The sequence below is a fragment of the Phytohabitans flavus genome (assembly GCF_011764545.1).
Lineage (GTDB): Bacteria > Actinomycetota > Actinomycetes > Mycobacteriales > Micromonosporaceae > Phytohabitans > Phytohabitans flavus.
The window spans coordinates 5,248,174-5,270,640 of sequence record NZ_AP022870.1 but is presented as its reverse complement, the minus strand read 5'-3'; the positions used below and the strand labels follow the sequence as shown (position 1 = coordinate 5,270,640).

At 70.9% G+C, this 22,467-nt stretch carries 12 protein-coding genes and 4 pseudogenes; 7 read left to right on the top strand and 9 right to left on the bottom strand.

Annotation, left to right across the window (positions count from 1 at the left end):
- The 3 genes and pseudogenes from Pflav_RS22935 to Pflav_RS22925 all read left to right on the top strand — a co-directional run bounded on the left by Pflav_RS22935 (position 1) and on the right by Pflav_RS22925 (position 3,219).
- A complete protein-coding gene (locus Pflav_RS22935; protein ID WP_173038087.1) occupies positions 1-921 on the top strand; it encodes a carbohydrate ABC transporter permease in 921 nt (306 codons plus the stop codon).
- A gap of 107 nt (positions 922-1,028) precedes the next feature.
- Positions 1,029-2,537 (top strand): annotated as a pseudogene (locus Pflav_RS22930) (bifunctional 3'-5' exonuclease/DNA polymerase); the annotation flags it as partial.
- Between the two features lie 86 nt (positions 2,538-2,623).
- A pseudogene (locus Pflav_RS22925) lies at positions 2,624-3,219 on the top strand (nucleotidyltransferase family protein).
- 579 nt (positions 3,220-3,798) lie between these two features.
- Here the strand turns inward: Pflav_RS22925 and Pflav_RS22920 are convergent.
- The 3 genes from Pflav_RS22920 to Pflav_RS22910 all read right to left on the bottom strand — a co-directional run bounded on the left by Pflav_RS22920 (position 3,799) and on the right by Pflav_RS22910 (position 6,169).
- Positions 3,799-4,689, bottom strand: coding sequence for an amidohydrolase family protein (locus Pflav_RS22920; RefSeq protein WP_173038086.1), 891 nt, complete (start codon positions 4,687-4,689; stop codon positions 3,799-3,801).
- A complete protein-coding gene (locus tag Pflav_RS22915) occupies positions 4,686-5,495 on the bottom strand; it encodes a metal-dependent hydrolase (RefSeq protein WP_173038084.1) in 810 nt (269 codons plus the stop codon). The genes Pflav_RS22920 and Pflav_RS22915 overlap by 4 nt, the downstream gene beginning before the upstream one ends.
- Positions 5,496-5,641: 146 nt before the next feature.
- Positions 5,642-6,169, bottom strand: a complete 528-nt coding sequence (locus Pflav_RS22910; RefSeq protein WP_173038082.1) for a DUF1707 domain-containing protein — start codon at positions 6,167-6,169, stop codon at positions 5,642-5,644.
- 210 nt (positions 6,170-6,379) lie between these two features.
- On the opposite strand from Pflav_RS22910, the gene Pflav_RS22905 reads away from it, so the two are divergent.
- Positions 6,380-7,792: a sensor histidine kinase gene (locus tag Pflav_RS22905; RefSeq protein WP_232071790.1), complete on the top strand. Its 1,413-nt coding sequence runs from the start codon at positions 6,380-6,382 to the stop codon at positions 7,790-7,792.
- Positions 7,789-8,460 (top strand): response regulator, encoded by a 672-nt coding sequence (locus tag Pflav_RS22900; protein ID WP_173038081.1) that lies wholly within the window; start codon positions 7,789-7,791, stop codon positions 8,458-8,460. The genes Pflav_RS22905 and Pflav_RS22900 overlap by 4 nt, the downstream gene beginning before the upstream one ends.
- 131 nt (positions 8,461-8,591) lie before the next feature.
- Here the strand turns inward: Pflav_RS22900 and Pflav_RS46085 are convergent, their stop codons facing one another.
- The 5 genes and pseudogenes from Pflav_RS46085 to Pflav_RS22875 all read right to left on the bottom strand — a co-directional run bounded on the left by Pflav_RS46085 (position 8,592) and on the right by Pflav_RS22875 (position 15,589).
- Complete coding sequence (locus Pflav_RS46085) at positions 8,592-9,218, bottom strand: hypothetical protein (RefSeq protein ID WP_232071788.1); 627 nt, start codon at positions 9,216-9,218, stop codon at positions 8,592-8,594.
- A gap of 241 nt (positions 9,219-9,459) precedes the next feature.
- Positions 9,460-10,191 carry a serine/threonine-protein kinase gene (locus Pflav_RS46080; protein ID WP_232071786.1) on the bottom strand — a complete coding sequence of 244 codons (732 nt, stop codon included), beginning with the start codon at positions 10,189-10,191 and terminating at the stop codon, positions 9,460-9,462.
- 126 nt (positions 10,192-10,317) lie between these two features.
- Positions 10,318-12,201, bottom strand: a complete 1,884-nt coding sequence (glgB, locus tag Pflav_RS22885; RefSeq protein WP_173038079.1) for a 1,4-alpha-glucan branching protein GlgB — start codon at positions 12,199-12,201, stop codon at positions 10,318-10,320.
- Complete coding sequence (locus Pflav_RS22880; RefSeq protein ID WP_173038078.1) at positions 12,198-13,532, bottom strand: glycosyltransferase family 4 protein; 1,335 nt, start codon at positions 13,530-13,532, stop codon at positions 12,198-12,200. The genes glgB and Pflav_RS22880 overlap by 4 nt, the downstream gene beginning before the upstream one ends.
- A gap of 154 nt (positions 13,533-13,686) precedes the next feature.
- Positions 13,687-15,589: pseudogene (locus tag Pflav_RS22875) on the bottom strand (amylo-alpha-1,6-glucosidase).
- A 94-nt stretch (positions 15,590-15,683) separates the two neighbouring features.
- On the opposite strand from Pflav_RS22875, the pseudogene Pflav_RS22870 reads away from it, so the two are divergent.
- A pseudogene (locus tag Pflav_RS22870) lies at positions 15,684-18,333 on the top strand (MGH1-like glycoside hydrolase domain-containing protein).
- A 286-nt stretch (positions 18,334-18,619) separates the two neighbouring features.
- Here Pflav_RS22870 and Pflav_RS22865 read toward each other — a convergent pair.
- Entirely contained in the window at positions 18,620-19,333 is a 714-nt protein-coding gene (locus tag Pflav_RS22865) for a hypothetical protein (RefSeq protein ID WP_173038077.1), read from the bottom strand.
- Positions 19,334-20,884: 1,551 nt separating this feature from the next.
- Here Pflav_RS22865 and Pflav_RS22860 point away from each other — a divergent pair.
- Entirely contained in the window at positions 20,885-22,447 is a 1,563-nt protein-coding gene (locus Pflav_RS22860; protein ID WP_173038076.1) for a pectate lyase family protein, read from the top strand.
- The last annotated feature ends 20 nt before the right edge of the window (positions 22,448-22,467 follow it).

The window sequence follows — 22,467 nt, the reverse complement described above, 5'->3', positions numbered from 1 at the left end:
ATGGCACGCATCGACACCCCGGCACCCCCGCGAGGGGACGCGCCGGCCCGCCGCCCGGGCGGCCCAGCACAGGACCAGCGTCGCGAGATCGGCCTGCTCAACGGCCTCGCGCACATCTCGCTCGCGATCTGGGCGATCATCATCCTCGCCCCGCTGCTCTGGATGTTCCTCGCGTCCTTCAAGACCAATACCGAGATGTACCTGGGCAACCCGTTCAGCCTGCCGTCGAGTTTCAGCCTCGACAGCTACGTCCGGGCGTGGAACGAGGCGCACGTCGGCCGCTACTTCCTCAACAGCCTCTTCGTGGTGGGGCTGGCCACCGCGGGCACGATGCTCTTCGGCTCGATGGCGGCGTACGTGCTGGCCCGGTACAAGTTCATCGGCAACCGGGTCATCTACTACCTCTTCGTCTCCGGCCTCGCGTTCCCGGTGTTCCTGGCCCTGGTGCCGCTCTTCCTCATCGTCAACAACATGGGGCTGCTCAACACGTACACCGGCCTGATCCTGGTCTACATCGCCTACTCGCTGCCGTTCACCGTGTTCTTCCTGACCGCGTTCTTCAAGACGCTGCCGAACTCGGTGGCCGAGGCGGCGGTGATGGACGGTGCGTCGCACACGCGGCTGTTCTTCCAGGTCATGATGCCGATGGCCCGGCCGGCCCTGGTGAGCATCACGATTTTCAACATCATGGGCCAGTGGAACCAGTACCTGCTGCCCGTGGCGCTCATGCAGGGCGAAAACGCGCAGGAGCACTGGGTGCTCACCCAGGGCATAGCAAACATTTCGGTGCAAGCCGGCTACGAGGCCGACTGGGCCGCCATGTTCGCCGCAGTCGTCCTCTCCATCCTCCCCATGATCGTCGTGTACGCCTTCTTCCAGCGCCAAATCCAGGCGGGCCTGACAGCCGGCGCCGTCAAATAGCTGTTGATCAGGGACTTGGTGGGCGTTTCTGTCGGCGTGTCAGCTCACAAAGTCCCTGATCAACTGTCATACCACGGTGGCAGACTGACCGCGTGGAGGTCGATGGGCGGCGGGTTTGGGGGTCTACCGCCACCAGCTACCCGCCGCTGCTTCGGGCGGGGGTGCGGGTCGAGCGCTGCCACGACGTCGAGCTGACCGAGGCGCTGCTGCTCGGCTACGCGGGGCGGTGGGGCGAGCCGCGCTCGCTCGCCGCGGCGTGGGCCCGACTGACCGGCGCGCTGGTGCCGCCCGACCCGCCGCCGCGTGCCGCCACCCCGCCCGGCGACGGTCAGGGCTCCCTCTTCGACGCCGCGCCGCCGCCCGAGGACGACCCGGACATCCTCGCCCGCGTTTACGAGGACCAGAGCGCCCGGATCGCGCGCACCGAGCACCCCGGCCGCTTCCGCCTGCTAGTGGCCGCCGAGTCGGCTGGCGCGCTCATCGCCGCCGAGATGGGCGCGGCCGGGCTGCCGTGGCGCGCGGACATCCACGACAAGCTGCTGTACGAGCTGCTCGGCGAGCCCTCGCCGGTGGGCGGGCCGCCCCGCCGGCTGGCCGAGCTCTCCGCGCGGATCGCGGCCGCGCTCGGCGTGCGGCAGCTGCACCCGGAGTCGCCCCAGGAGCTGCTGCGCGCGTTCGCCCGGTCCGGTGTGCACCTGCCCAATACGCGCGCCTGGTCGCTGCGGGGCGTCGACCACCCGGCCGTGCCGCTGCTGCTGGAGCACAAGGAGCTTTACCGCATCTGGACCGCGCACGGCTGGGCCTGGCGCGACGCGTGGGTCCACGATGGGCGCTTCCGCCCGGAGTACGTGCCGGCCGGCGTGGTCTCCGGCCGCTGGGCCACCCGCGGCGGCGGGGCCCTTCAGATCCCCAAGGTGGTCCGCCGGGCCGTCGTCGCCGACCCCGGCTGGAAGCTCGTGGTGGCCGACGCCGGCCAGCTCGAGCCGCGCGTGCTCGCCGCGGTCTCCGGCGACGAGCGCCTGGCCGCCGCGGCCGCCTCCGGCGATCTGTATGCCGCGCTGGCCGCCGACGCGTTCGCCGGTGACCGGGCCCGGGCCAAGGTCGCGCTGCTCGGCGCTATGTATGGGCAGACCGGCGGCGCCGCCGTCCCCGCCCTCGCCACCCTCAAGCGCAACTACCCGACCGCTTTCGAGTATGTCGAGGCCGCCGCCCGTACCGGTGAGGGTGGCGGCCTGGTCCGCTCCTGGCTCGGCCGCACGTGCCCGCCCCGGTCCGTGTCGGTAAACCAGGAGGAGCTCGGCCCGACCGAGGGCGAAGGTGCCCGGGCGCGGGCCCGCGGCCGCTTCACCCGTAACTTCGTCATCCAGGGCACCGCCGCCGAGTGGGCGCTCACTCTGCTCGCCACGCTCCGCGGCCACCTGGTCGGCACCGGCGCCGACCTGGTTTTCTTTCAGCACGACGAAGTGCTGGTGCACGCGCCGCGGGAGCAGGCTGCCGAGGTCAGCGAGGCGGTGCGGGCCGCCGCTGCCCGCGCCGGACAGCTCCTTTTCGGAGCCACCACGGTCCGCTTCCCTCTCGACGTGTCCGTCGTTGATTGTTACGCCGACGCCAAATGAGCCGCCTGGATCTTTTGCGGATGGGATTCAGCGCTCAGACTTGACGCGGCACACCTGGGGGGGTGTTCGCGATGACGACCGCGGCCATGGTCATCGCCGCCGGCGGGGGCGCCGGATCGGTGGCGGGCCTGAGGCACTGCTGCAACACGACGGCACACCGCTCGTCGACCGGGCGATCGAGACCGTGCGCGATGCCGGCTGCGAGCCGGTGTTCGTCGTGCTCGGCGCGGCCGCCGACGAGGTACAGGCCGCGGCCGAGCTCAAGGGCGCCAGCGTGCTGGTGGACAAGACCTGGGGGAGAGGTATAGGCAGCTCACTGCGCGTCGGGCTGAGCGCCCTGACCGACACGGACGCCGACGCGGTCGTCGTGGTCCCGGTGGACATGCCGGGCGTGACGGCCCACGCGGTGCGCCGGGTGGCCGCCCTGCCGTACTCCGACGTCCTGGTCTGCGCCACCTACGAGGGCCGGCGCAGCTACCCGATGCTCTTCGGCCGCAAGCACTGGCCCGGCATCTCCACGGTCGCGCACGCCGACGCCGGCGCCCGGCCGTACCTGCTGGCCCACAAGCACGAGGTGGTCGACGTGGCCTGCGACCGCATCGCCGACGGCGCCCGGCTGGAGAGCCCCGAGGCGGTGGCGGCCTTCAAGCTCACGATCCCCACTCAACGCACCCGCCGATAGCCGGCGCGGGTCAGGGGCGGTGGGACAGGTAGGCGGCGCCGCGGGGGAGAGGCGGTAGCCGACCTCCAGGCTTTCGGTCAGGCCGAGTGCCTTCAGCTTGCGTACGTCGGCCTTGAACGAGGGGAGGTCGCGGCCCAGCGCCTCCGCCAGGTCGGCCGCGCGCACGCCGGGATGGTCGGCGATCGCGCGCAGGACGGCGGCGGTCCATGGGCCTCGGGTGCTCGCGTGGTCCAGGCGGCCCAGGCGCAGGTCGATCGCGGCCACCCCGCCGTCGTCCAGGCGGTCGTCGGCGGCCAGCGCCGCGCGCGGGTCGGGGCCGGCGACGCGGCGGAAGTGGAGCAGGTACAGGTGGCCGTCGGCGGGGCCGCCGAGGTGGGCGAGCAGCTCGGCCACGCTCTCGAAGCCGGCGGCGCGGGCATCGTCGGCGGTGAGCTCCTCCGGGTGTACCGGATCGGCCGCCGTCACCTCCACGAGGCCGGCGCCCGTCCGGTATGTCCGGCCTGTTACGACCTGGGGCGGCGCCACCTGCGCAGAGCGGCCGTGATGCTACCGTCCGCGATGCCGTCCCGCAGCCGCCGCTCAAACAGCATTACCGAAGCGTTCCATAAAATTCGCCCAGCAGACCGCGCGCAGCCAGTCGTCGCCCAAATCGAGTCGCTCCAAGCCGGCGAGCTGGTCGGCGTACTCGTAGGGGATGTTGGGGAAATCGCTGCCCAGCAGCACCTTGCCGGCCAGGCCCAGCTCGCGCAGGCGAGAGCGTAACGCCGGCGGAAACGGCATGAACTGGTCGAAAAACGGCGTGAACGCCATCGTCGTGTCCACCGCGACCCGCTCGTACGACTCGGCCAGCGCCAGGAACGCCTCATAGTCCGGCGCGCCGAGGTGCGCCACGATCGCGGGGAGCCGGGGATGCCGGGCGAGCAACGCGCCGAACGGCGAAGGTCCGGTGTACCCGGCCGCGACCGGCGCGTGCCCAGCGTGGACCACCACCGGCACCTCGGCCTCCGCCAGCAGCCCCCACACCGGTGTCAGCGCGGCGTCGAGCGGGTCGAAGCCACCCACCTGGAGGTGCACCTTGAAGATCCGGGCACCGGCGTCGAGTGCGGCGGTCACGTACTCCGTCACGCCCGGCTCGGGGTAGAACGTCGCCGACGGGAGGCAGCCGGGCGTGTCGCGCGCGAAGGCGAGCGTCCAGTCGTTGAGGTCGGCGGCCATGTCGGGGCGATGCGCGTACGCCAGCGCGGTGAAGGCCCGCACACCCAGCTTCGCCAGGTGGGCGACCCGCTCCGCGTCCGTCCAGCGGTACCGAATCGGCCACTCCACGCCCACCAGCGGGCCGGCCGCGTCGAAGTGCGCCCATACCCGGCGAAGCATGCGCGGCGGCAGGAAGTGCACGTGCACATCGGCCAAGCCGGGCAGGTCGAGCGCACCCCAGAAGCTCGGGACCGCGTCGTCACCGGCAACACTCACACTTCGATATTGAAGCGGCGAAGCACCGACGGCGCCAGCAGTCCCCACGCGGACAGCAGCGAGACCACCATGAACGCGCCGCGGAACAGGTAGACCTCCACCGCGCTGCCGGCGCGAATGGCAAGGGCGTCGGGCAGGCCGATCATCCGCCACATGCGGCGGCCGGTGGGGATGGGCCACAGGATGGGTACGCCGGCGCGGGTGACAAGGTCGCCCAACAGATGGACCAGGCAACCGACGCCGACGGCGAGGCCGAGCATCGGGTACCCGCGGTCGCCGGGAAGCTGGAGCGCGGTGAACCACGCCGCCGCGGCGGAGATGAGCGTGATGAGCAGCCAGCCGGCGCGCTTGGCCCACTCGTCGAAGAGGCCGCGGAGCGCGAGGCCGATCATGACGAAGAGGATTCCGACGACGGCCCATTTGCCGTACGCGGTGCAGAGCGCCGTCGTACCCCACCCCACCAGCGCCGTGAACGGGAGCGTGTGGGTGAGCGTGCGGTGGCCGTTCTCCCGGTCGGGGTCCTTGCTGAGCTTGGTGATGTGGTAGACGACCAGCGACAGCTTCTCGATCACCTCGGCCAGGAAGAGCGACGCCACGCCGAAGGTGCGTGCCACCGTCGCGCCGCCCTTGTTGCGGGTGACCTTGCCGGAGAGGTCGAGGTCGGGAAAGAGCGCGCCGCCGGCACAGACCGCGGTGCCGACGGCTATGGTGAGCGGCGTCTGCTCGTATCCGGCGAAATGGTCAAGTGCCCAGGAACCGCCCAGCCAGACGGCTGCGCCGGACAATGCGTGAGACGGCCCCATCATGCGCGGGACTGTCCCAGAGCGACAGTCCACATTCAACGACCGCCACGGTGGCGCTCACCACGCCACCGTGTTCCGCTCATCTGCTGCGGTGTGTGTGCTGCCGGGTGGCGCCCACCGGCGCGGGAGGCGCCACCCGACCGCGGCGGTCACCACCCGTCGCGGTACCCCCTACCGCACGAGCCGCTCCCGCGGTACTCGGCCTCCACCCGCCAGTCGCCCCGGTCACGCCAGTCGCGACCCCTCGGGCCGCGCCAGTCGCCGTACTGCCGGTACCCGCCGTGGCGGTGCCACGACGCGTGCTTGGCCAGCCCGAGGAAGAGGAAGGCCAGCGGGATGATCGGCCAGAAGAACGCCACCCCGGAGAGCACCCACAGCCCCACCAGGATGGCTCCGACCACGACCACGCCGCTGAAGTGCCGCCGCAGCGCCCAGCGCGCCATCGTCCTCGCCTCGGGTGTATCGGCCAGCGCACGCCGCCCACCGTCGGGCAGGTCGGTGACGAGCCCGCGCAGCTCGTCCCGGTACGTCGCCGCGTACGCCTTGGCCAGCCGCTCCTCGCCCTCGGCCAGGTCCAGCCGCCCCTCACTCATCGCGGCGCGGAGGATCGTCGCCATCTGTTCCCGTTCGACGTCCGAGGCTCGTACACGCCCGGCGCCGGCTTCCGTTGCTGTCATGTAAACGAGGGTCCCGGAACGGCGGGCTCGCCGCGTCGGGCCGGTGGAGACATCGTCCGGCCACCGATAGGAGCAGGAGGGGCTCCGCGCGTACCACCCGTGGAGTAGCGGAGGGGGAGGCGGACGGGTCCCGGATACTCCCGATGGGGTACGAGCGATAGCCGCGGCGGGGCGATGCCGAGGCAGGGTCGCGTGGCCTACCTTCAGACCGTGAGCAAGGACTGGCGCCCCCGCCCGCCCGGCCACCCGCCTTGGGAGCCGGGCGCTGGTTCGCGTGCGCGGTGGGAGCGCCGGTGGGAGCGTCGGTGGGATCCCAACCGCAAGCGCCACGCGGGCGGTCTCGCGTTCGTCAGCGCGGTGGCCCAGGTGCTCGCCGCGCGCACCGCGCACATCGACCCCGACGCCCTCGGATATGCCATCCTGCTTGCCGGGCCGATCGCGCTCGCCTGGCGATACAAGTTTCCCGTTGCGGCCCTGGCCGTCACGATCGCCAGCGCCGTGGGCTTCGTGGCGTGGGTCGAGCAGCCGCGCGGGCCGTTCTACCTGGCCGCGATCTTCGCCGTCTTCGCCTCGATCGAGGTGGGCAAGCGTGCGCCCACGTGGGCGCTTGTCGCAGCCGGCTATGTCGCCTACACGGTCGTCACTCGTCCGGATTGGGGCCGGGCGGCGGTCATCGCGGCCAGCGTCTTCGTCGCGCTGCTGCTGGCCGAGGCGAATCGGGCGCGCCGGCAGCAGTTCGCCGAGGTCGCCAAATACCGTGCCGAGCAGGCCAGGGCCCGGGCCGAGCAGGAAAAGCGCCAGGCCAGCGAGGAGCGGCTGCGGATCGCCCGCGAGCTGCACGACGTGCTGGGCCACCACCTGTCCCTGATCAACGTGCAGGCCGGGGTGGGGCTGCACCTGATGGACACGCGACCGGAGCAGGCCAGGGAGGCGCTGACCGCGATCAAGTCGGCGAGCGCCGAGGCGCTACGCGAGGTGCGTTCGGTGCTCGGCGTGCTCCGCCCGGAGGAGGAGGCCGCCCCGCGGGCGCCCGCGCCAAGCCTGGCCCGGCTCGACGACCTGACCGCCGACGCCGGCCTGCCCGTGCGCACGGTCGTGGAGGGCGAGCCGCGCGACCTGCCGGCCGAGGTCGACCGGGCGGCCTACCGGATCGTGCAGGAGGCCCTCACCAACGTCCGCCGCCACGCCGGTGCGGGCGCCGCCGCGGTGGTCACCATCGGATACGGCGACGAGGCGGTCACCGTGCGCGTGGCGGACAACGGCGTGGGCGGTCCGGCCTCGCCCGAGGCGGGCAACGGCATCGCGGGCATGCGCGCACGGGCCGCCGCGCTGGGTGGCACCCTGGCGGCCGGCCCGGCGGACGGTGGCGGCTTCACCGTGGCGGCCACCCTGCCGCTGGGCAACGGTGACGGCCGGCGCGGGCGAGATGGGCGCGCGGACAAGGGCCGGGACGGCCGCGCGGACAAAGGCCCGGACGGGCGCGTGGACAACGGCCGGGACGGGCGCGTGGACAACGGCCGGGACGGGCGTGCGGACAAGGGCCCGGACGGGCGTGCGGACAAGGGCCTGGACGGGCGTGCGGACAAAGGCTCGGATGGGCGTGCGGACGAGGGGGATGGATGATCAGGGTGCTGCTGGCGGACGACCAGGGGCTGGTGCGAGCCGGGTTCCGGGCGCTGCTCGACGCCGAGCCGGACATCGAGGTGGTCGCCGAGGCGGCCGACGGCATCGAGGCCGTCCGCCTCGCCGGGCAGACCAAGCCCGACGTGGTGTTGATGGACATCCGCATGCCTGGCGTCGACGGCCTGGAGGCCACCCGCCGGATCGCCGCCGACCCGGCGCTCGCGGCGACGCGGATCGTCATCCTGACCACGTTCGAGCTTGACGAGTACCTGTTCGAGGCGCTGCGGGTCGGCGCCTCCGGCTTCCTGGTCAAGGACACCGAGCCGGTCGAGTTGCTGCGCGGCGTGCGCGCGGTGGCGGCCGGCGACGCGCTGCTGTCGCCCGGCGTGACGCGGCGGCTTATCGCCGAGTTCGCTGGCCGGGGCGGCGTCCAGCCGGCCGTGCCCGAGCCGTCGTTGGAGCAGCTCACCGATCGGGAGCGCGAGGTGATGGCCTTGGTCGGCGCGGGACTGTCCAATGAGGAGATCGCCGCCCGCCTGGTGGTCAGCCCGGCCACCGCCAAGACCCACGTGAGCCGCGCGATGGTCAAGCTCGGCGCCCGCGACCGCGCCCAGCTTGTCGTATATGCGTACGAGGCCGGCCTGGTCCGCCCCGGCTGGCTCGGCTGAGCCCGAGCCCGCTGGCGCTCACGTCACCCAAGGCGAAGCGCTCGCGGGGCGCGGCTCGCGCGGGGCCAGGCTCGCGCCCGGCGGCGGCGCGGCGGCCGGCCAAGAGGCGGACGCGCCGCCCGGGCGGGGGCTCACTTCGCCGGCGCGAAGCTTGCGTTGATCATGTTGAGGTAGGCGAGGTTGCCGGCCCAGTCGAGCTCGCGGGTGACCCACAGGATCGTGTATGTCCGCTTTTCTGACGTGCGGAAGAGCTCCTGCCGCGCGTGCAGCCGCTCGCCCTTGGCGCTCAGCCAGGTGCAGTCCCAGTCGGCGCCGCCCTTGAAGTAGCGGTTGGGCAGGATCGCGACCTTCCGGTACTCGCTGAGCGCGCCGCCGGCCACCACCTTGCGCTCCTCGGACTTCCAGTGCTCGACCGGGTCGCCCTTGAGGCCCGGCGCGGTGTCGACGGCGAGCAGTCGCGGGCTGCCCGGCTCGCGGAAGCAGACCACGTCGCCGTCCCGGTAGTACGTCCACGACGACGGCACGGCCACCGTGAAGCCGCTCGGGTCGGCGTGCCAGGAGAAGCCGTCCGCGAGCGCGAACCGCGGGCTTGCCGGCGGGGCCGGGCGCTTGGGCGCGGCACCGGTGGGCGGCGAAGCGCACGGCATGCCCGTGCCCGCTCCGGCGCCGCTGGCCGGCGGGGAGGCGCTGGGCGAGGTGGCCGGGGCGCCGACGACGACAGGGGTACCCCCGTCGCCGTCGCCACTGAGCGCGACCACCGCGCCGGCCGCACCGACCGCGGCGAGCAGCCCCGCGGCGGCCGCGATGACGAGCCGGCGCCGTCTGCCGCCGGATCCCTCGGCCGGAAACTCGGGCCGCGCGTTCTCCGGCGAGCGGCGGGGCGGGGGAGCAGGCGGGAGCGCGGCCGCACGGCGGGCGGCGGGAGCGCGGCGCGACGCAGCAGCCGCTCGGCCTCCTCGCCGTTGAGCCGGTGCTTCGGGTCCTTGCGCAGCAGCCCATTCAGCACCGGGCGCAGCGCACCGGCGCGGGGGCCGGGTCGGGCGGCGCGGTGGCGAGCGCGGTGAGGGTGGCCATGGTGGTCGAGCGGGCGTACGGCGAGTGCCCCTCCACCGCCGCGAAGAGCGTCGCGCCCAGCGACCACAGGTCGGTCTCGACGGTCGAGATGCCGTCCTTGGCCCGCTCCGGCGCCACGTACTGCGGTGAGCCCATGATGAGCCCGGCGCGCGTCATCGCGCCGTCCCCGCCGTCGAACGTGGCCAGCCCGAAGTCGGTCAGCACCACCCGCCCGTCATCGGCGATCAGCACGTTGTGCGGCTTGACGTCGCGGTGCAGGACGCCGGCGACGTGGGCGGCGCGCAGCGCGTACAGCACGGAGAGGCCGATCTGCGCCACCCGCTCGACGGGCAGCGGGCCGTCCTGCTGGACGACCTCCTGAAGCGAGCGGGACGGCACGTACTCCATCACGATCCACGGCCGGCCCTCGGTGTAGACCACGTCGTAGATCTGCACGGCGTTGGGGTGGTTGAGCTGTGCGGCGGCGCGCGCCTCACGGATGGTGGTCTCGCGGAGCAGCTGGCGCTCCTCGGCGGTCATCCAGTCGGGTGGCACGACCTCTTTGACCGCCACCTCGCGGCGGAGCATCTCGTCGCGGGCCAGCCAGACCCGGCCCATGCCGCCGCTGCCGACCGGCTTCACCAGGCTGTACCGCTCGGCGATGAGCACTTGCCACACGGACAAGGTTCCCCATCCCAATGAGCCTTTTTCCACCTCGACTCGCGGTCGGCGGTGGTGCTGACCAGGAGGTTGAAAAGGCTCAGTCCCCGAGCCACACGATAATCAGACGTGGCGAGTGCCGCATTACGGCGAGATAACAAAGCGGTGGGCGAACCACACCGTCGCGTATGCGCCGACGTGGACCTCGGCGGAGTACGGGTGGCCGTGCGACCCGGTCGCCGACGCGTCCACGCCGCCGTAGTTGCCGACCCCGGCGCCGCCGTAGCAGGGCGCGTCGGTGTTGAGGATCTCCACCCACCGGCCACCGTCCGGCAGGCCGATGCGGTAGTCGATGCGGGGTACGCCGGAGAAGTTCGCCACGCAGGCGACCATCGAGCCGTCGTCGCCGACCCGCACGAACGACACCGTGTTCTGCTGCCAGTCGTCCCACCCGATCCACCGGAAGCCCGCCGGCGCGGTGTCCTGGGACCACAGCGCGGGGTGTTCGCGGTAGGCCCGGTTCAGGTCGCGCAGCAGGTCGCGGACGCCGGCGGAAGTGGGGAGGAGGGACCAGTCGAGGCCGGCCTGCTCGCTCCACTCGCGCTCGTCGGCCAGCTCACAGCCCATGAAGAGCAGCTGCTTGCCCGGAAACGCCCACATGTACCCGAGGAAGCCGCGCAGCCCGGCCAGCTTCTGCCAGCGGTCGCCGGGCATCTTGCCGATGAGCGAGCCCTTGCCGTGTACCACCTCGTCGTGGCTGATCGGCAGCAGGAACTGCTCGTCGAATGCGTACATCGTCGGCCAGGTCAGCTGGTCGTGGTGGAAGGACCGGTAGAGCGGGTCGCGGGAGACGTACTCCAGCGTGTCGTGCATCCAGCCCATGTTCCACTTCAGGCCGAAGCCGAGGCCGCCCCAGTCGACCGGCCGCGACACGCCGGGCCACGCCGTCGACTCCTCCGCGATCATGACGACGCCGGGGTGCAGCCGGTACACGGTCTCGTTCAGCGAGCGGAGGAGCGAGATGGCTTCCAGGTGCTCGTTGCCGCCGTACGCGTTCGGCGCCCACTGGCCGGGCTGGCGGGAGTAGTCGAGGTACAGCATCGAGGCGACCGCGTCCACGCGCAGCCCGTCGATGTGAAACTCCTCGAGCCAGTACAGCGCGTTGGCGATGAGGAAGTTGCGCACCTCGGTACGGCCGTAGTTGAAGATCAGGCTGCCCCAGTCGGGGTGCTCGCCGGCCCACGGGTGCTCGTAGAGCGCGGTGCCGTCAAACCGGGCGAGCGCCCATTCGTCCTTGGGAAAGTGGGCCGGCACCCAGTCGAGCAGCACGCCGATGCCGGCCTGGTGCAGCCTGTCCACCAGGTAGCGGAAGTCGTCCGGCGCCCCGAAGCGGGACGTGGGCGCGTAGTAGCCGGTGACCTGGTAACCCCACGACGGGCCGTACGGGTGCTCGGCGACCGGCATCAGCTCCACGTGCGTGAAGCCCAGATCGACCACATAGGACACAAGCTGGTCGGCCAGGTCGCGATAGGACAGTCCGGGGCGCCACGAGCCCAGGTGCACCTCGTACACGGACATGGGCTTGGCGTGGTGGCCCGCTGTGCGGGTGGACATCCAAGCGGTGTCGCCCCACTCGTACACGGACTCGTACACCACCGAGGCGGTGCGCGGCGGGCACTCGGTGTGCGTAGCCATGGGGTCGGCGCGCTCGGTCCACCGGCCGTCCGCGCCGTGGACGCGGTACTTGTACCGCTGTCCCGCCTCGACGCCCGGCACGAAGCCGGCGCGGATGCCGCTTTCGCCCACAGGCTCCAGCACGATCCCGTCGTCCGGTCCCCAGCCGGTGAAGTCGCCGATGACCCGGACCTCGCGGGCATTCGGCGCCCACACCGCGAAGCGGCAGCCCTCCGGCTGTAGCCGTGCGCCGAGCATCTCCCACAGGCGCTCGTGCCGGCCCTCGCCGAAAAGGTGCAGGTCGAGCTCGCCGACCAGCGGCGCTTCGGTGCCGGGGAGCAGGACCGGGGTCACGAAAGGACGCCGTCCAGGGCCAGCAGGTTGCCCTCGGGCACGACGATCTTCGCGCGTCCTTCCTCCAGCAGCATCTCCGCCTGGCGGGTGTTGAACGTGGAGCTTTCCCGGCGGGCGGTCGCGTACGCGGCGGCGGTGCGGGCAGCGATCGTCGACCAGCCGTAGCGCTCGGCCACCATCGTGCGGGCCCGCTGCGCCACCGAGCGGGCGAACGTCTGGTCGCCGAGCAGCGTGCCCACCGCGCCGGCGAGCGCGTCCGGGTCGCTGTGCGGGAACGTCACGCCGGTCACGCCGGGCTCCACGATCTCGGCGAGGCCGCCGGTGGCGGAGACGGCGAGCGGGGCGCCGGCCGCGGCGGCTTCGAGCGCCACCATGCCGAACGGCTCGTACAGGCTGGGCACCACGGTCGCGTCGGTGGCGGCGAGCATGGCGGGAAGCTGAGTCTCGTTCATGAAACCGGGGAAGCTGACCGTCTCCACCAGGTCGAGCTTCTGCGCGGCCTGGACCAGCTCGCCCTTGTACGGCCCGTCGCCGGCGATGACCACGCGCAGGCCGGGGTGCCGCTCGCGGAGCTGGGGGATCGCGTGTACGAGGTGCTGCGCGCCCTTCTCGTACACCAGGCGGCCGGCGAACCCGACCAGCGGGCCCTCGCCTGCGAACTGCGACCTGGCCGCGGCGACCGCGCCGGGCTGGGCCCGCCAGACCCGGTCGTCGACGCCGTTGGGGATGACCTCGACCCGGGGTGCGGGAAGCTCCAGGAGGCGGGTCACCTCCCACTTCATGTACTCCGAGCAGACAAGTACGCGGCACGCCTCGCGCCCCAGCCACCACTCCACGGAGTGGATGCACTTGTTCATATCGTCGGGGAGCCAGCCCTGGTGACGGCCGGCCTCGGTGGCGTGGATGGTGGCGACGAGTGGGAGGTCGAGGTGCTCCTTGAGCGTGACCGCGGTGTGCGTCACGAGCCAGTCGTGGGCGTGGACGACGTCGTACTGACCGGACTGGGCGGCGCGCAGGGCGGCGCGGGTCAGCGTGTGGTTGAACGCCATGGTCCAGGCGAGCAGGGAGGGCGTGGACAAGGGGAAGAGCGGTGGGTCCTCCGGTGCGCGGACGATGCGCACGCCATCCGCGTACTCCTCCAGCGGCGCACCGGGCGCGTGCCGGGTGACGACGGTGACCTCGTGGCCCGCCGCGGCCAGCGAGGTGGAGAGGTGGTGCACGTGCCGGCCGAGACCCCCGACCACCACTGGTGGGTACTCCCAGGAAAGCATCAGGACCCGCTGTCGCGGTGAGGTCCTGATGTCGATTACGTCGCCGCCCGCCGAGGTCATGAAGGTCCGCCCCCCTGGATTTACATTGCCCCCTTGCCCATGCGCGTACAGGCACCCCGCCAGATGCCTTCACGTCGTTGGGTTCGGACCAATCGTGCCGGTCACGAGAAAACCAGTGAAGACACCACCGTTGCGTGTATGTAACGCGCACCGATCAAAACCGTCGAGCGCGCAGCGCTTCCGCTACGGACCAACCCTGGAAGGGGCAGCCGGTCGCAGCGTGTGGCGCATACCCGTCGGCGGTTTCGCTTACGGATGCTAGGCCAAACTCGGGCAAATGAGACTCGATACCGGTGAACAAATCGCTAATTCGCCAACCGGCCTTCCGCGTCGCATCCGCGTAGGGCCCTATTGTCCACGGCCACACTGTCCCTTGGTGGTAGGCCCCGTCGCGTTGGGCCGGCGCGCCGCGATGATTTCCGATGAAGCCCGGCGAGTCGGGGGCGAGGCTGCGCGGGCCCAGCGGGGTCATGAGCGCGGCACCGATCGCGCGGAGCGCCGCCTCGTCCGGGTCCAGGGGTGCGTGCGGGAGCGACCACGCGAGCAACTGGTTGGAGCGCAGTGACATGTCGTTGCCGGCCGGCCCGTCGAGGACGTCGTAGAGCCAGCCGGTCGGGGCGGGGTACCGCGCCCGGAACGCGTCCCGCGCGCGGGCGTGCACCTGCGGCGCGGCGCCCGGGTCCTGGCCCACGCGCGCGGCCAGGTACACGATCGCCGCGAGCCCGTTGACCCAGAGGGCGTTCACCTCGACCGGCTTGCCGGCGCGCGGGGTCACCGGTACCCCGTACACCCGGGCGTCCATCCAGGTCAGTGCCTCGCCCGGTGTGCCTTGCGTGACAAGCCCGTCGGCCGGGTCGACGCGGATGCCGTACCGGGTACCGGCCAGGTGCGCGTCGACCACCCCGCGCAGTGCGGGCAGCAGCTCGGCGGCGAGGTCGGTGTCCTCGGTGACCGACACGTGCCGGTCGACCGCGTGCAGGAACCACATCGTGGCGTCGCAGGTGTTGTACTCGACGCTGCCGGTGTCCGCGGTGTTGGCGAGCATGCCCTGCGAGAGCGTCCCCGCGTAGGCCCGGAGCAGCTCGCGCCCCTCCTCCGCCCGCCCGGTGGCGAGGAAGAGCCCCTCGTACGACGTCATGGTGTCCCGCGACCACGCGCCGAACCACGGGTAGCCCGCAACGACGTCCGGCCCGGCGGCCGTGCGCACCACGAACGCGTCGGCCGCGAGGGCCAGCGTCGCGTCGACCGAGTCGGCGGGTGTGGCGGCCGCGATGACCTTCCAGTGCCGCTCCCGAGCGGCGGCCACGACCTCGGTGGCCGGGGCGGGGCGGTCGTCCAGGTCGCCGGCCCAGGCGAGCACTTCGAGCGTGTCGCCCGGCGTGTCGAGCGAGCCGCCGAAGCGCCCCGCGAACCAGATGTCCTCCTCGGACGAGAGCCCGCGCGCCGCTTCCTCGCGATGGTGGACGCCGCGCCACCACTGGCCGGTCGGCGCCCAGCCGGGGCCGGCCATCCGGTACGCCTGCTCGACGACCGCGCCGTCCGCGGTGGGGAGCACGCGCGGGGCGGGCCGTCCGCGTACCGCTCGGCGTGCCCGTCCCGCCACGTGCAGAGCGCCTCCAGTGCCAGCCGGACTGGGCCGCCGGAGATCAGCCGGTGCACCACCGCGACCGCCGGCCGGCCGTGGACCATGGCGATCTCCCGCTCGATAACGACGTCGCCGATCCGGTACCGCCAGCGGGGAGCCCGTCGGCGAGGTCGAAGCGCTCGATCAGGTGATGCCCCTTCGGCTCGACCGCCCCGGAGGCCCACTCGTGTGTGGCGAGCCGCACTTGGGCGCCGGACGGCAGGGTCACGACGGGATCGAGCGACACGAGTCCTACATGCCGGGACGCCGGCGTATCCCCGGAGACCGCGAGAAGGGCATGGTACCGGCGGGTGCGCAGGCCGGCGACGGTTCCCATGGCATAACCCCCGACCCCGTCGGTGAGCAGCCACTCTCGGGTGGCACCCGTCGCCAGATCACCGCAGACCTGCGGCCCGAACCCGATGCCGATCATTAGGCTCCCTTACCAAGATGGGACGACGGTGACGGCACCCGTAACACGTCACCGGGACAATGGTTCAGTGCGGTTCAGACGACGGAAGGCGAAGGTGGCGGAAGCGGTGACGCCTGCGGGCGACGCGGAGCATACGCGGCTGGCTCAGGCGAACGCGGGAGAACAGCCGTGGCGAGCCTGGGGCCCGTACCTCTCGGAGCGGGCCTGGGGCACAGTGCGGGAGGACTACTCGGAGCACGGCACGGCCTGGGACTACTTTCCCCATGACGACGCCCGTTCCCGGACATACCGGTGGAACGAGGACGGTATGGCCGGCATCTGCGACGACCGCCAGACGTTCAGCTTCGCCCTCGCCCTGTGGAATGGCCAGGACCCGATCCTCAAGGAGCGGATGTTCGGGCTCGGCGGCGACGGGGGCAACCACGGCGAGGACGTCAAGGAGTACTGGTGGTACGAAGACTCCACCCCGACCCACTCCTGGATGCGCTGGCGTTACCACTACCCGCAGTCCGCCTTCCCGTACGACGACCTGGTCGCCGTCAACGCCGCCCGGGCCGTGACGAGACCGAGTACGAGCTTGTCGACACCGGCGTCTTCGACGACGACCGCTACTGGGCGGTGACCGTCGACTACGCCAAGGCCTCGCCGACCGACATGTGCATCGTGGTCAACGTGGCAAACCGCGGCCCGGACACCGCGACGCTGGACGTCTTGCCCACGCTGTGGTTCCGCAACACCTGGTCGTGGGGGCTGCCCGGCCGCGACCAGAAGCCTGTGCTGCACGGCGGCGACGGGCGGCTCGTCGGCGAGCACTGGGTGCTCGGCCAGATCGTGTTGCAGGGCGAGGGCGACCCGACCGTGCTGTGCTGCGACAACGAGACGAATACGCAGCGGCTGTGGGGCCTGCCCGGCCGCAGTGAGTACCCGAAGGACGGCATCAACGACCACGTGGTCGACGGTGCGGACACGGTCAACCCGGATATGACAGGTACAAAGGGGGCGCTGCACTACCGCCTGACCGTACCGGCGGGCGGGGAGATGTGGATCCGGCTGCGCCTCACGCTCACCTCGCCGCCGCCCGGCGACGAGGCGGCACCCCTGCTCGACCTGGGCCGAGACTTCGACAAGGTGATCGCCGCGCGCCGGACCGAGGCCGACGCGTACTTCACCCAGCTCACCCCGAAGGGCGCCTCCCGTGAGGAGGCGGCGGTGCTTCGCAAGGCCATCGCGGGCTGATGTGGGGCAAGCAGTTCTACCATTTCGACGTCGAGCAGTGGATCAACGGCGACCCGGCCAGCCTGCCGCCGCCACCGGGCCGCAAGCACGGGCGCAACAGCGCCTGGTGGCACATGAACAGCTTCGACGTGATCTCCATGCCCGACCCCTGGGAGTACCCGTGGTACGCGGCCTGGGATCTGGCCTTCCACTGCGTCTCGCTGGCCCGGGTCGACCCGGAGTTCGCCAAGCAGCAGGTGCTGTTGCTGCTGCGTGAGTGGTACATGCACCCCAACGGGCAGATCCCGGCGTACGAGTGGGCGTTCGGCGACGTCAACCCGCCCGTGCACGCGTGGGCAGCGCTGCGCGTCTTCGAGATCGACGGCGGCCGCGACTACGATTTCCTCGCCCGGGTGATGCACAAGCTCCTGCTCAACTTCACCTGGTGGGTCAACCGCAAGGACATCAACGGCAACAACGTCTTCGAGGGCGGCTTCCTCGGGCTGGACAACGTCGGCCCGTTCGACCGCTCGGCCGCGCTGCCGGTCGCCGGGGTGCTGGAGCAGTCCGACGGCACCGGCTGGATGGCCATGTACGCGCTCAACCTGCTCGACATGGCCGTGCGGCTGGCCGAGCACGACCGGGCGTACGAGGACGTGGCCACCAAGTTCTTCGAGCACTTCGCCTACATCGCGGCGGCCGCGTACCACCAGGGGCTCTGGGACGACGAGGACTCCTTTTTCTACGACCAGCTCCGCCTGCCCGACGGCAGTACCGTGCCGCTCAAGGTGCGCTCGGTGGTCGGCCTGCTTCCGCTCGCCGCCACCACCACGCTCAGCTCACGTACGCTCGGCCGGCTGCCAGAGCTCGCCGCGCGGCTGCGGTGGTTCCTGACCAACAAGCCGGCGTACGCGGACGTGCTCGGCGCCCGGCGGCTGGCCGGCGACGGGCTCAAGCGCCGCCTGCTGTCGATGGTCGGCCCCGACCAGATCGTGCGCATCCTGGCCCGCATGCTCGACGAGGAGGAGTTCCTCTCGCAGTACGGGCTCCGTACGCTCTCCCGCCGCCACCTGGACAAACCATTCTCGGTGGAGCTGGGCGGGCAGGAGTTCACGGTCGGCTACGAGCCCGCCGAGTCGACAAGCGGCCTATTCGGCGGCAACTCGAACTGGCGCGGCCCGATCTGGATGCCGACCAACTACCTGTTGATCTCCGCACTGCGCGACTACGCCGCGTTCTTCGGCGACGACCTGGTGATCGAGCACCCGACGCGCTCGGGGAAGAAACAGACGCTCACCGAGGTCGCCGACGACCTCTCCGACCGACTGATCTCACTCTTCGTGCCCGACGCCTGGGGCCGCCGCCCGATGTACGGCGCGTGCGAGCTCTTCCAGACCCACCCCGACTGGAAGGACCTGATCGTCTTCCCCGAGTACTTCCACGGCGACAACGGCGCCGGCCTCGGCGCATGGCACCAGACCGGCTGGACCGCACTCGTCGCCGACCTGATCCTCACCACCCGCCGCTAGCCCATGCGGCGGATCCACCCCGGATCTACCCGAAAGGTCTATTTCAAGCCAAAGATTTGAGCTACCGCGACGTCCGCAGTGGTCCAGACCGCTGCTCCCGCGGCCTCACCCTCCGCGCTTCACACCCACGACCCCGGCCCGCACGGCCCGCGGCGAGACCAGGCCGGGGTTGGTCGCACGGCCGCATTTGCTCTGTCCGTCCCAGCGGCCGGCAATGACGGTGTCAAGAACCGAAACCCTCTAGCCGCGGCGGACCCGCTGTGTCGCAGCGTCTTGCCGCGATGTCCTATATGCCTATCGCGGCTTTGAATCCCTCCCACACGGCGTTGCCGGCGGCACCGACAAACAGGTCACCGGCGATCCGAGAAATGGTCAGTGCGGCGAGCCGTAACGCTGAGGCAGGTTGCTCCTCGGTCAAGGACACCTGCAGAATGGCCAGGGACTCATCCAACTCGGCCGCCTCCTCAGCGGAGAGAACGAGCCCGGCGCGCTGCTGCTGGACCAGGTCGAGGATGGCCTTGACCGCGTCCCGGGCGGCTCCGTCGTTATGGATGTGTACGACCTGCTTCGCCTGGTCGCCGACCGCGAACGCTGACCCGGTGACCTGATCGTGGAAGTTGACGATATAGCTGTGGCCACTGGGCGAGGGCTCAGGGGGCAAGGCGTCCTCCAACAGTTCCGTTCCGGACAGGCGAGCGTGAGCCAGGAGCCAGATTCGGCCAGCGGGCGTCAGCGAAAGTTGGATGTGGGGATCGGCGATCGTCCACCGGGCTTGACCACTGGCGGTGACCGTCCTGGCCGCCACCCCGCGCGGCAAGTACTCGGCGCCGACCCCGAGAAGATGCATCGGCATGAGCCAGCTGTTGACAGTATGGCTAACGCCAGCCTGGATTGCGACTTGGCCCAGCTGCCTTCGAGTGTTGAGATCCTGTTCCCTGGCCGGCCGGATGCGATCGAAAAGTAAGTCCGAGCCGAGCGGTGAGATCATGATCTTGGCCATCCCCTGACTTCGGCCAGGGGAGTCACCAAGGCGTAGCAGGTTCCAGGCAAATCCTGCCGCTATCGCCCCGGTGAAGCACTGCTCGTCATCTATCTGCGCTTTGACCTCGGGGCCACTGCCTCGATCGTGGGCCGCACGGCGACGGTGTCGTCGACGTCCCACAACGCCGAAAGCGTGGCCTGCAGTGCCGTGCCTACATCGCCAAGGTCATCGGTTTGAGGAAGCTTCTGCCGACGTACCTTGATTCGAACCGCCGGGTCGACAGCGACAGAACTGCCGTTGGAGCAGCCGAGGTGGAACGGCGCGCCGGCGGCGCCGAAGTTCCGAAATACCGCCGCCACGACCACACGCCGTCCCATTGGATCCGCTAACGTCCTGCCCCTTCGGGGGAGAGGATTACGTCGCCAGATCGGATGTCAGCCGGCAAAAGGCTGCGAAAGCCGTGATCGTCCGCATCATAGCGACGTAGGTGTCGACGTACTACTTGAGCGTGCTCTAGCCGAAGCGCCGAGAGGTCAAATCGGGCAAACCGGAGCCCGTCAAGAGCGCTTTGGGCCGCCTTTCCGATCAGGGCGTCAGACGCAAGTCCGTCAAGAGCGCTTTGGGCCGCCTTTCCGACCGGGATGTCGAATCCGTTGAAGCAGCTCAGACCGAGCAATGCCAGGTCGGCGGGAGCGACCCGGTCGGCGAGGTTGGCCCAACGCAGCATGGCCCAAATTCTGACCTAGAAGCGCAAGCGGCGGGATGCCGCAGACTGCGAAGCCCCGGACAGCGTCACCCTGGCCCGTGCCAGCCGGTCATCGTGAGCTGGCCGACAGCCGCCAGCGCTCGAGCCTCCACGCAAGGACGTCGATCAAGGCCTGTGGGCCCAGACTTCCTTGATCGACGCTAGTGGCGCCGTGTCGCGCCGCGTCCGTGGCGAAAAGTTACCCCGCCAGGGGCAATTTCTCGCCACGGACGACCGTAGCGCTACCGATCAAGGCTGCGCCCTCTTTGGACTGTGCCGGTCGTCCGCGACCGTCTCTCCGATCGGCGCGATGGGGTCGGAGCGCGAAGCGATTAAGGGGACAAGCGGCCAAGGTCCGCCAGCGTTGTGTTATCGCGCGCCCGAGGTGGGCCGCGGGCTCGCCGCCGGCGGTGCTGGTCCGGTGTCTGGGGCGTGGGCCGTCGCGGCCTTGCCATGCGGGGCCGGGGTTTGGCTGTGTGTCGCGGAGGGTGAGGCCGCGGGAGCAGCGGTCCGGACCACCGCGGACGTCGCGGTAGCTCACTCCTGGGGTTGTGTGGTCAGGCCGATGGCCTCGTGGTGTCGCCATATCGCCGTAATCCGGGCGGGGATCTTGTCGTATCGATGGGCGTCGTCCTATGCTCAGCTCGGAAAGCGCTTTCCCCTGGGCTTGGCTTCGACCGGGCCGGACCTCGCCGCTCGGGCGCGCTTCGTGTGTCGCGCGCCTTGGCCGTTCGTCGAAGCGATCGGTGACTGGGCAGCCGGACGGCCCCACGACCGTGCGGTGGTCGCGACATCGAGCATTCGATGCGAGAAGTGAGGCGAGGATGAGACGAGCAGTCGCGCTGCGGCTCTGTGCGGCGCTGGGCACGACGGCCCTGGTGGCGGCGACCGGGGTGGTCCTGTCGATACCCGAGGCGTCGGCGGCTGTCGGTGGCGTCACCGGCTACGCGACGCAGAACGGCGGGACCACCGGCGGTGCGGGCGGGCAGACCGTGCGGGCCACGACCGGCACCGCGATCCACGCGGCCCTGTGCGGCCGGGCCAGCAGCAGCACCCCGATCGTCATCGAGGTCCAGGGGACGATCAACCACGGCAACACCACGAAGGTGTCGGGCGACAGCTGCAACACGGCCGCCGACAAGATCGAGCTCAAGGAGATCAGCAACGTCACGATCGTCGGGGTCGGGGGCGGGGCCGTCTTCGACCAGTTGGGCATCCACATCCGGGACGCCAGCAACATCATCATCCAGAACGTGACCGTCCGGAACGTCAAGAAGTCGGGCTCGCCCATCTCCAACGGCGGCGACGCCATCGGCATGGAGAGCACCGTCCGCAACGTCTGGGTCGACCACGTCACGCTCGAGGCGTCGGGCGGTGAGTCGGAGGGCTTCGACGGCCTCTTCGACATGAAGGACAACACCCAGTACGTGACGCTGTCCTACAGCATCCTGCGCAACTCCGGCCGCGGCGGCCTCATCGGGTCGAGCGAGAGCGACCGCTCGAACGGGTTTGTCACGTTCCACCACAACCTGTACGAGAACATCGACTCACGCACGCCCCTGCTGCGTGGCGGCATTGCCCACATCTACAACAACCACTACGTGAGCCTGCACGAGTCCGGCATCAACTCCCGCGCCGGTGCCCGCGCCAAGGTGGACAACAACTACTTCCGCAACTCCAAGGACGTCCTCGGCACCTTCTACACGAGCGAGGCCGGCTTCTGGCAGGTCAGCGGCAACATCCTCGACAACGTGACCTGGTCCAGCCCGGGCAGCGACACCAACCCGGCCGGCCCCAACCCGCAGTCCAACACCACGGTCAGCATCCCGTACGCGTACAGCCTCGACGGGGCGAGCTGCGTGCCGAACGTCGTGAGCCAGACGGCCGGCGCCAACAAGGGCCTTCAGGTGTCGAACGGCAACTGCTCGCCGCAGACGCCGCCGACCACCGCCGCGCCGAGCCCGACCACGCCGCGCCCCACGACGCCGGCGCCCACGACCCCGGCACCGACCCAGCCCAGCGGTACCAACCTCAGCCTCGGGGCCGGCGCCGACGGCTCCAGCAAGGCCAGCGGTACGAGCTACGGCAACGTGCTGGATGGAAGCATGACCACGTACTGGTCGCCGGCCGGCTCGACGGGTTCCATCTCGATCAAGTGGGGCTCGGCCACCTCGGTCTCCAGGATCAACATCCGGGAGGCGTCCGGTGCCACCGGCGCGATCGGATCGTGGCGGGTGGTCAACGCCGACACCGGAGCGGTCCTGGCCTCGGGCAGTGGGGCAGGCGTGATCACGTTCGCCCGGACCGCACTGCGCAAGATCACCTTTGAGATCACCAGCTCGTCCGCGACCCCCAGGGTCGCCGAGTACGAGACCTACGCGAGCTAGCGCCGCCGACGGGGGCTGTC

Coding starts and splice junctions, on each gene's coding strand:
- Pflav_RS22935 (WP_173038087.1), top strand. CDS start 1: ATGGCACGCATCGACACCCCGGCACCCCCGCGAGGGGACGCGCCGGCC.
- Pflav_RS22915 (WP_173038084.1), bottom strand. CDS start 5,495: ATGATGGGGCCGTCTCACGCATTGTCCGGCGCAGCCGTCTGGCTGGGC.
- Pflav_RS22910 (WP_173038082.1), bottom strand. CDS start 6,169: ATGACAGCAACGGAAGCCGGCGCCGGGCGTGTACGAGCCTCGGACGTC.
- Pflav_RS22900 (WP_173038081.1), top strand. CDS start 7,789: ATGATCAGGGTGCTGCTGGCGGACGACCAGGGGCTGGTGCGAGCCGGG.
- Pflav_RS22880 (WP_173038078.1), bottom strand. CDS start 13,532: ATGACCTCGGCGGGCGGCGACGTAATCGACATCAGGACCTCACCGCGA.
- Pflav_RS22865 (WP_173038077.1), bottom strand. CDS start 19,333: ATGGCCAAGATCATGATCTCACCGCTCGGCTCGGACTTACTTTTCGAT.
- Pflav_RS22860 (WP_173038076.1), top strand. CDS start 20,885: ATGAGACGAGCAGTCGCGCTGCGGCTCTGTGCGGCGCTGGGCACGACG.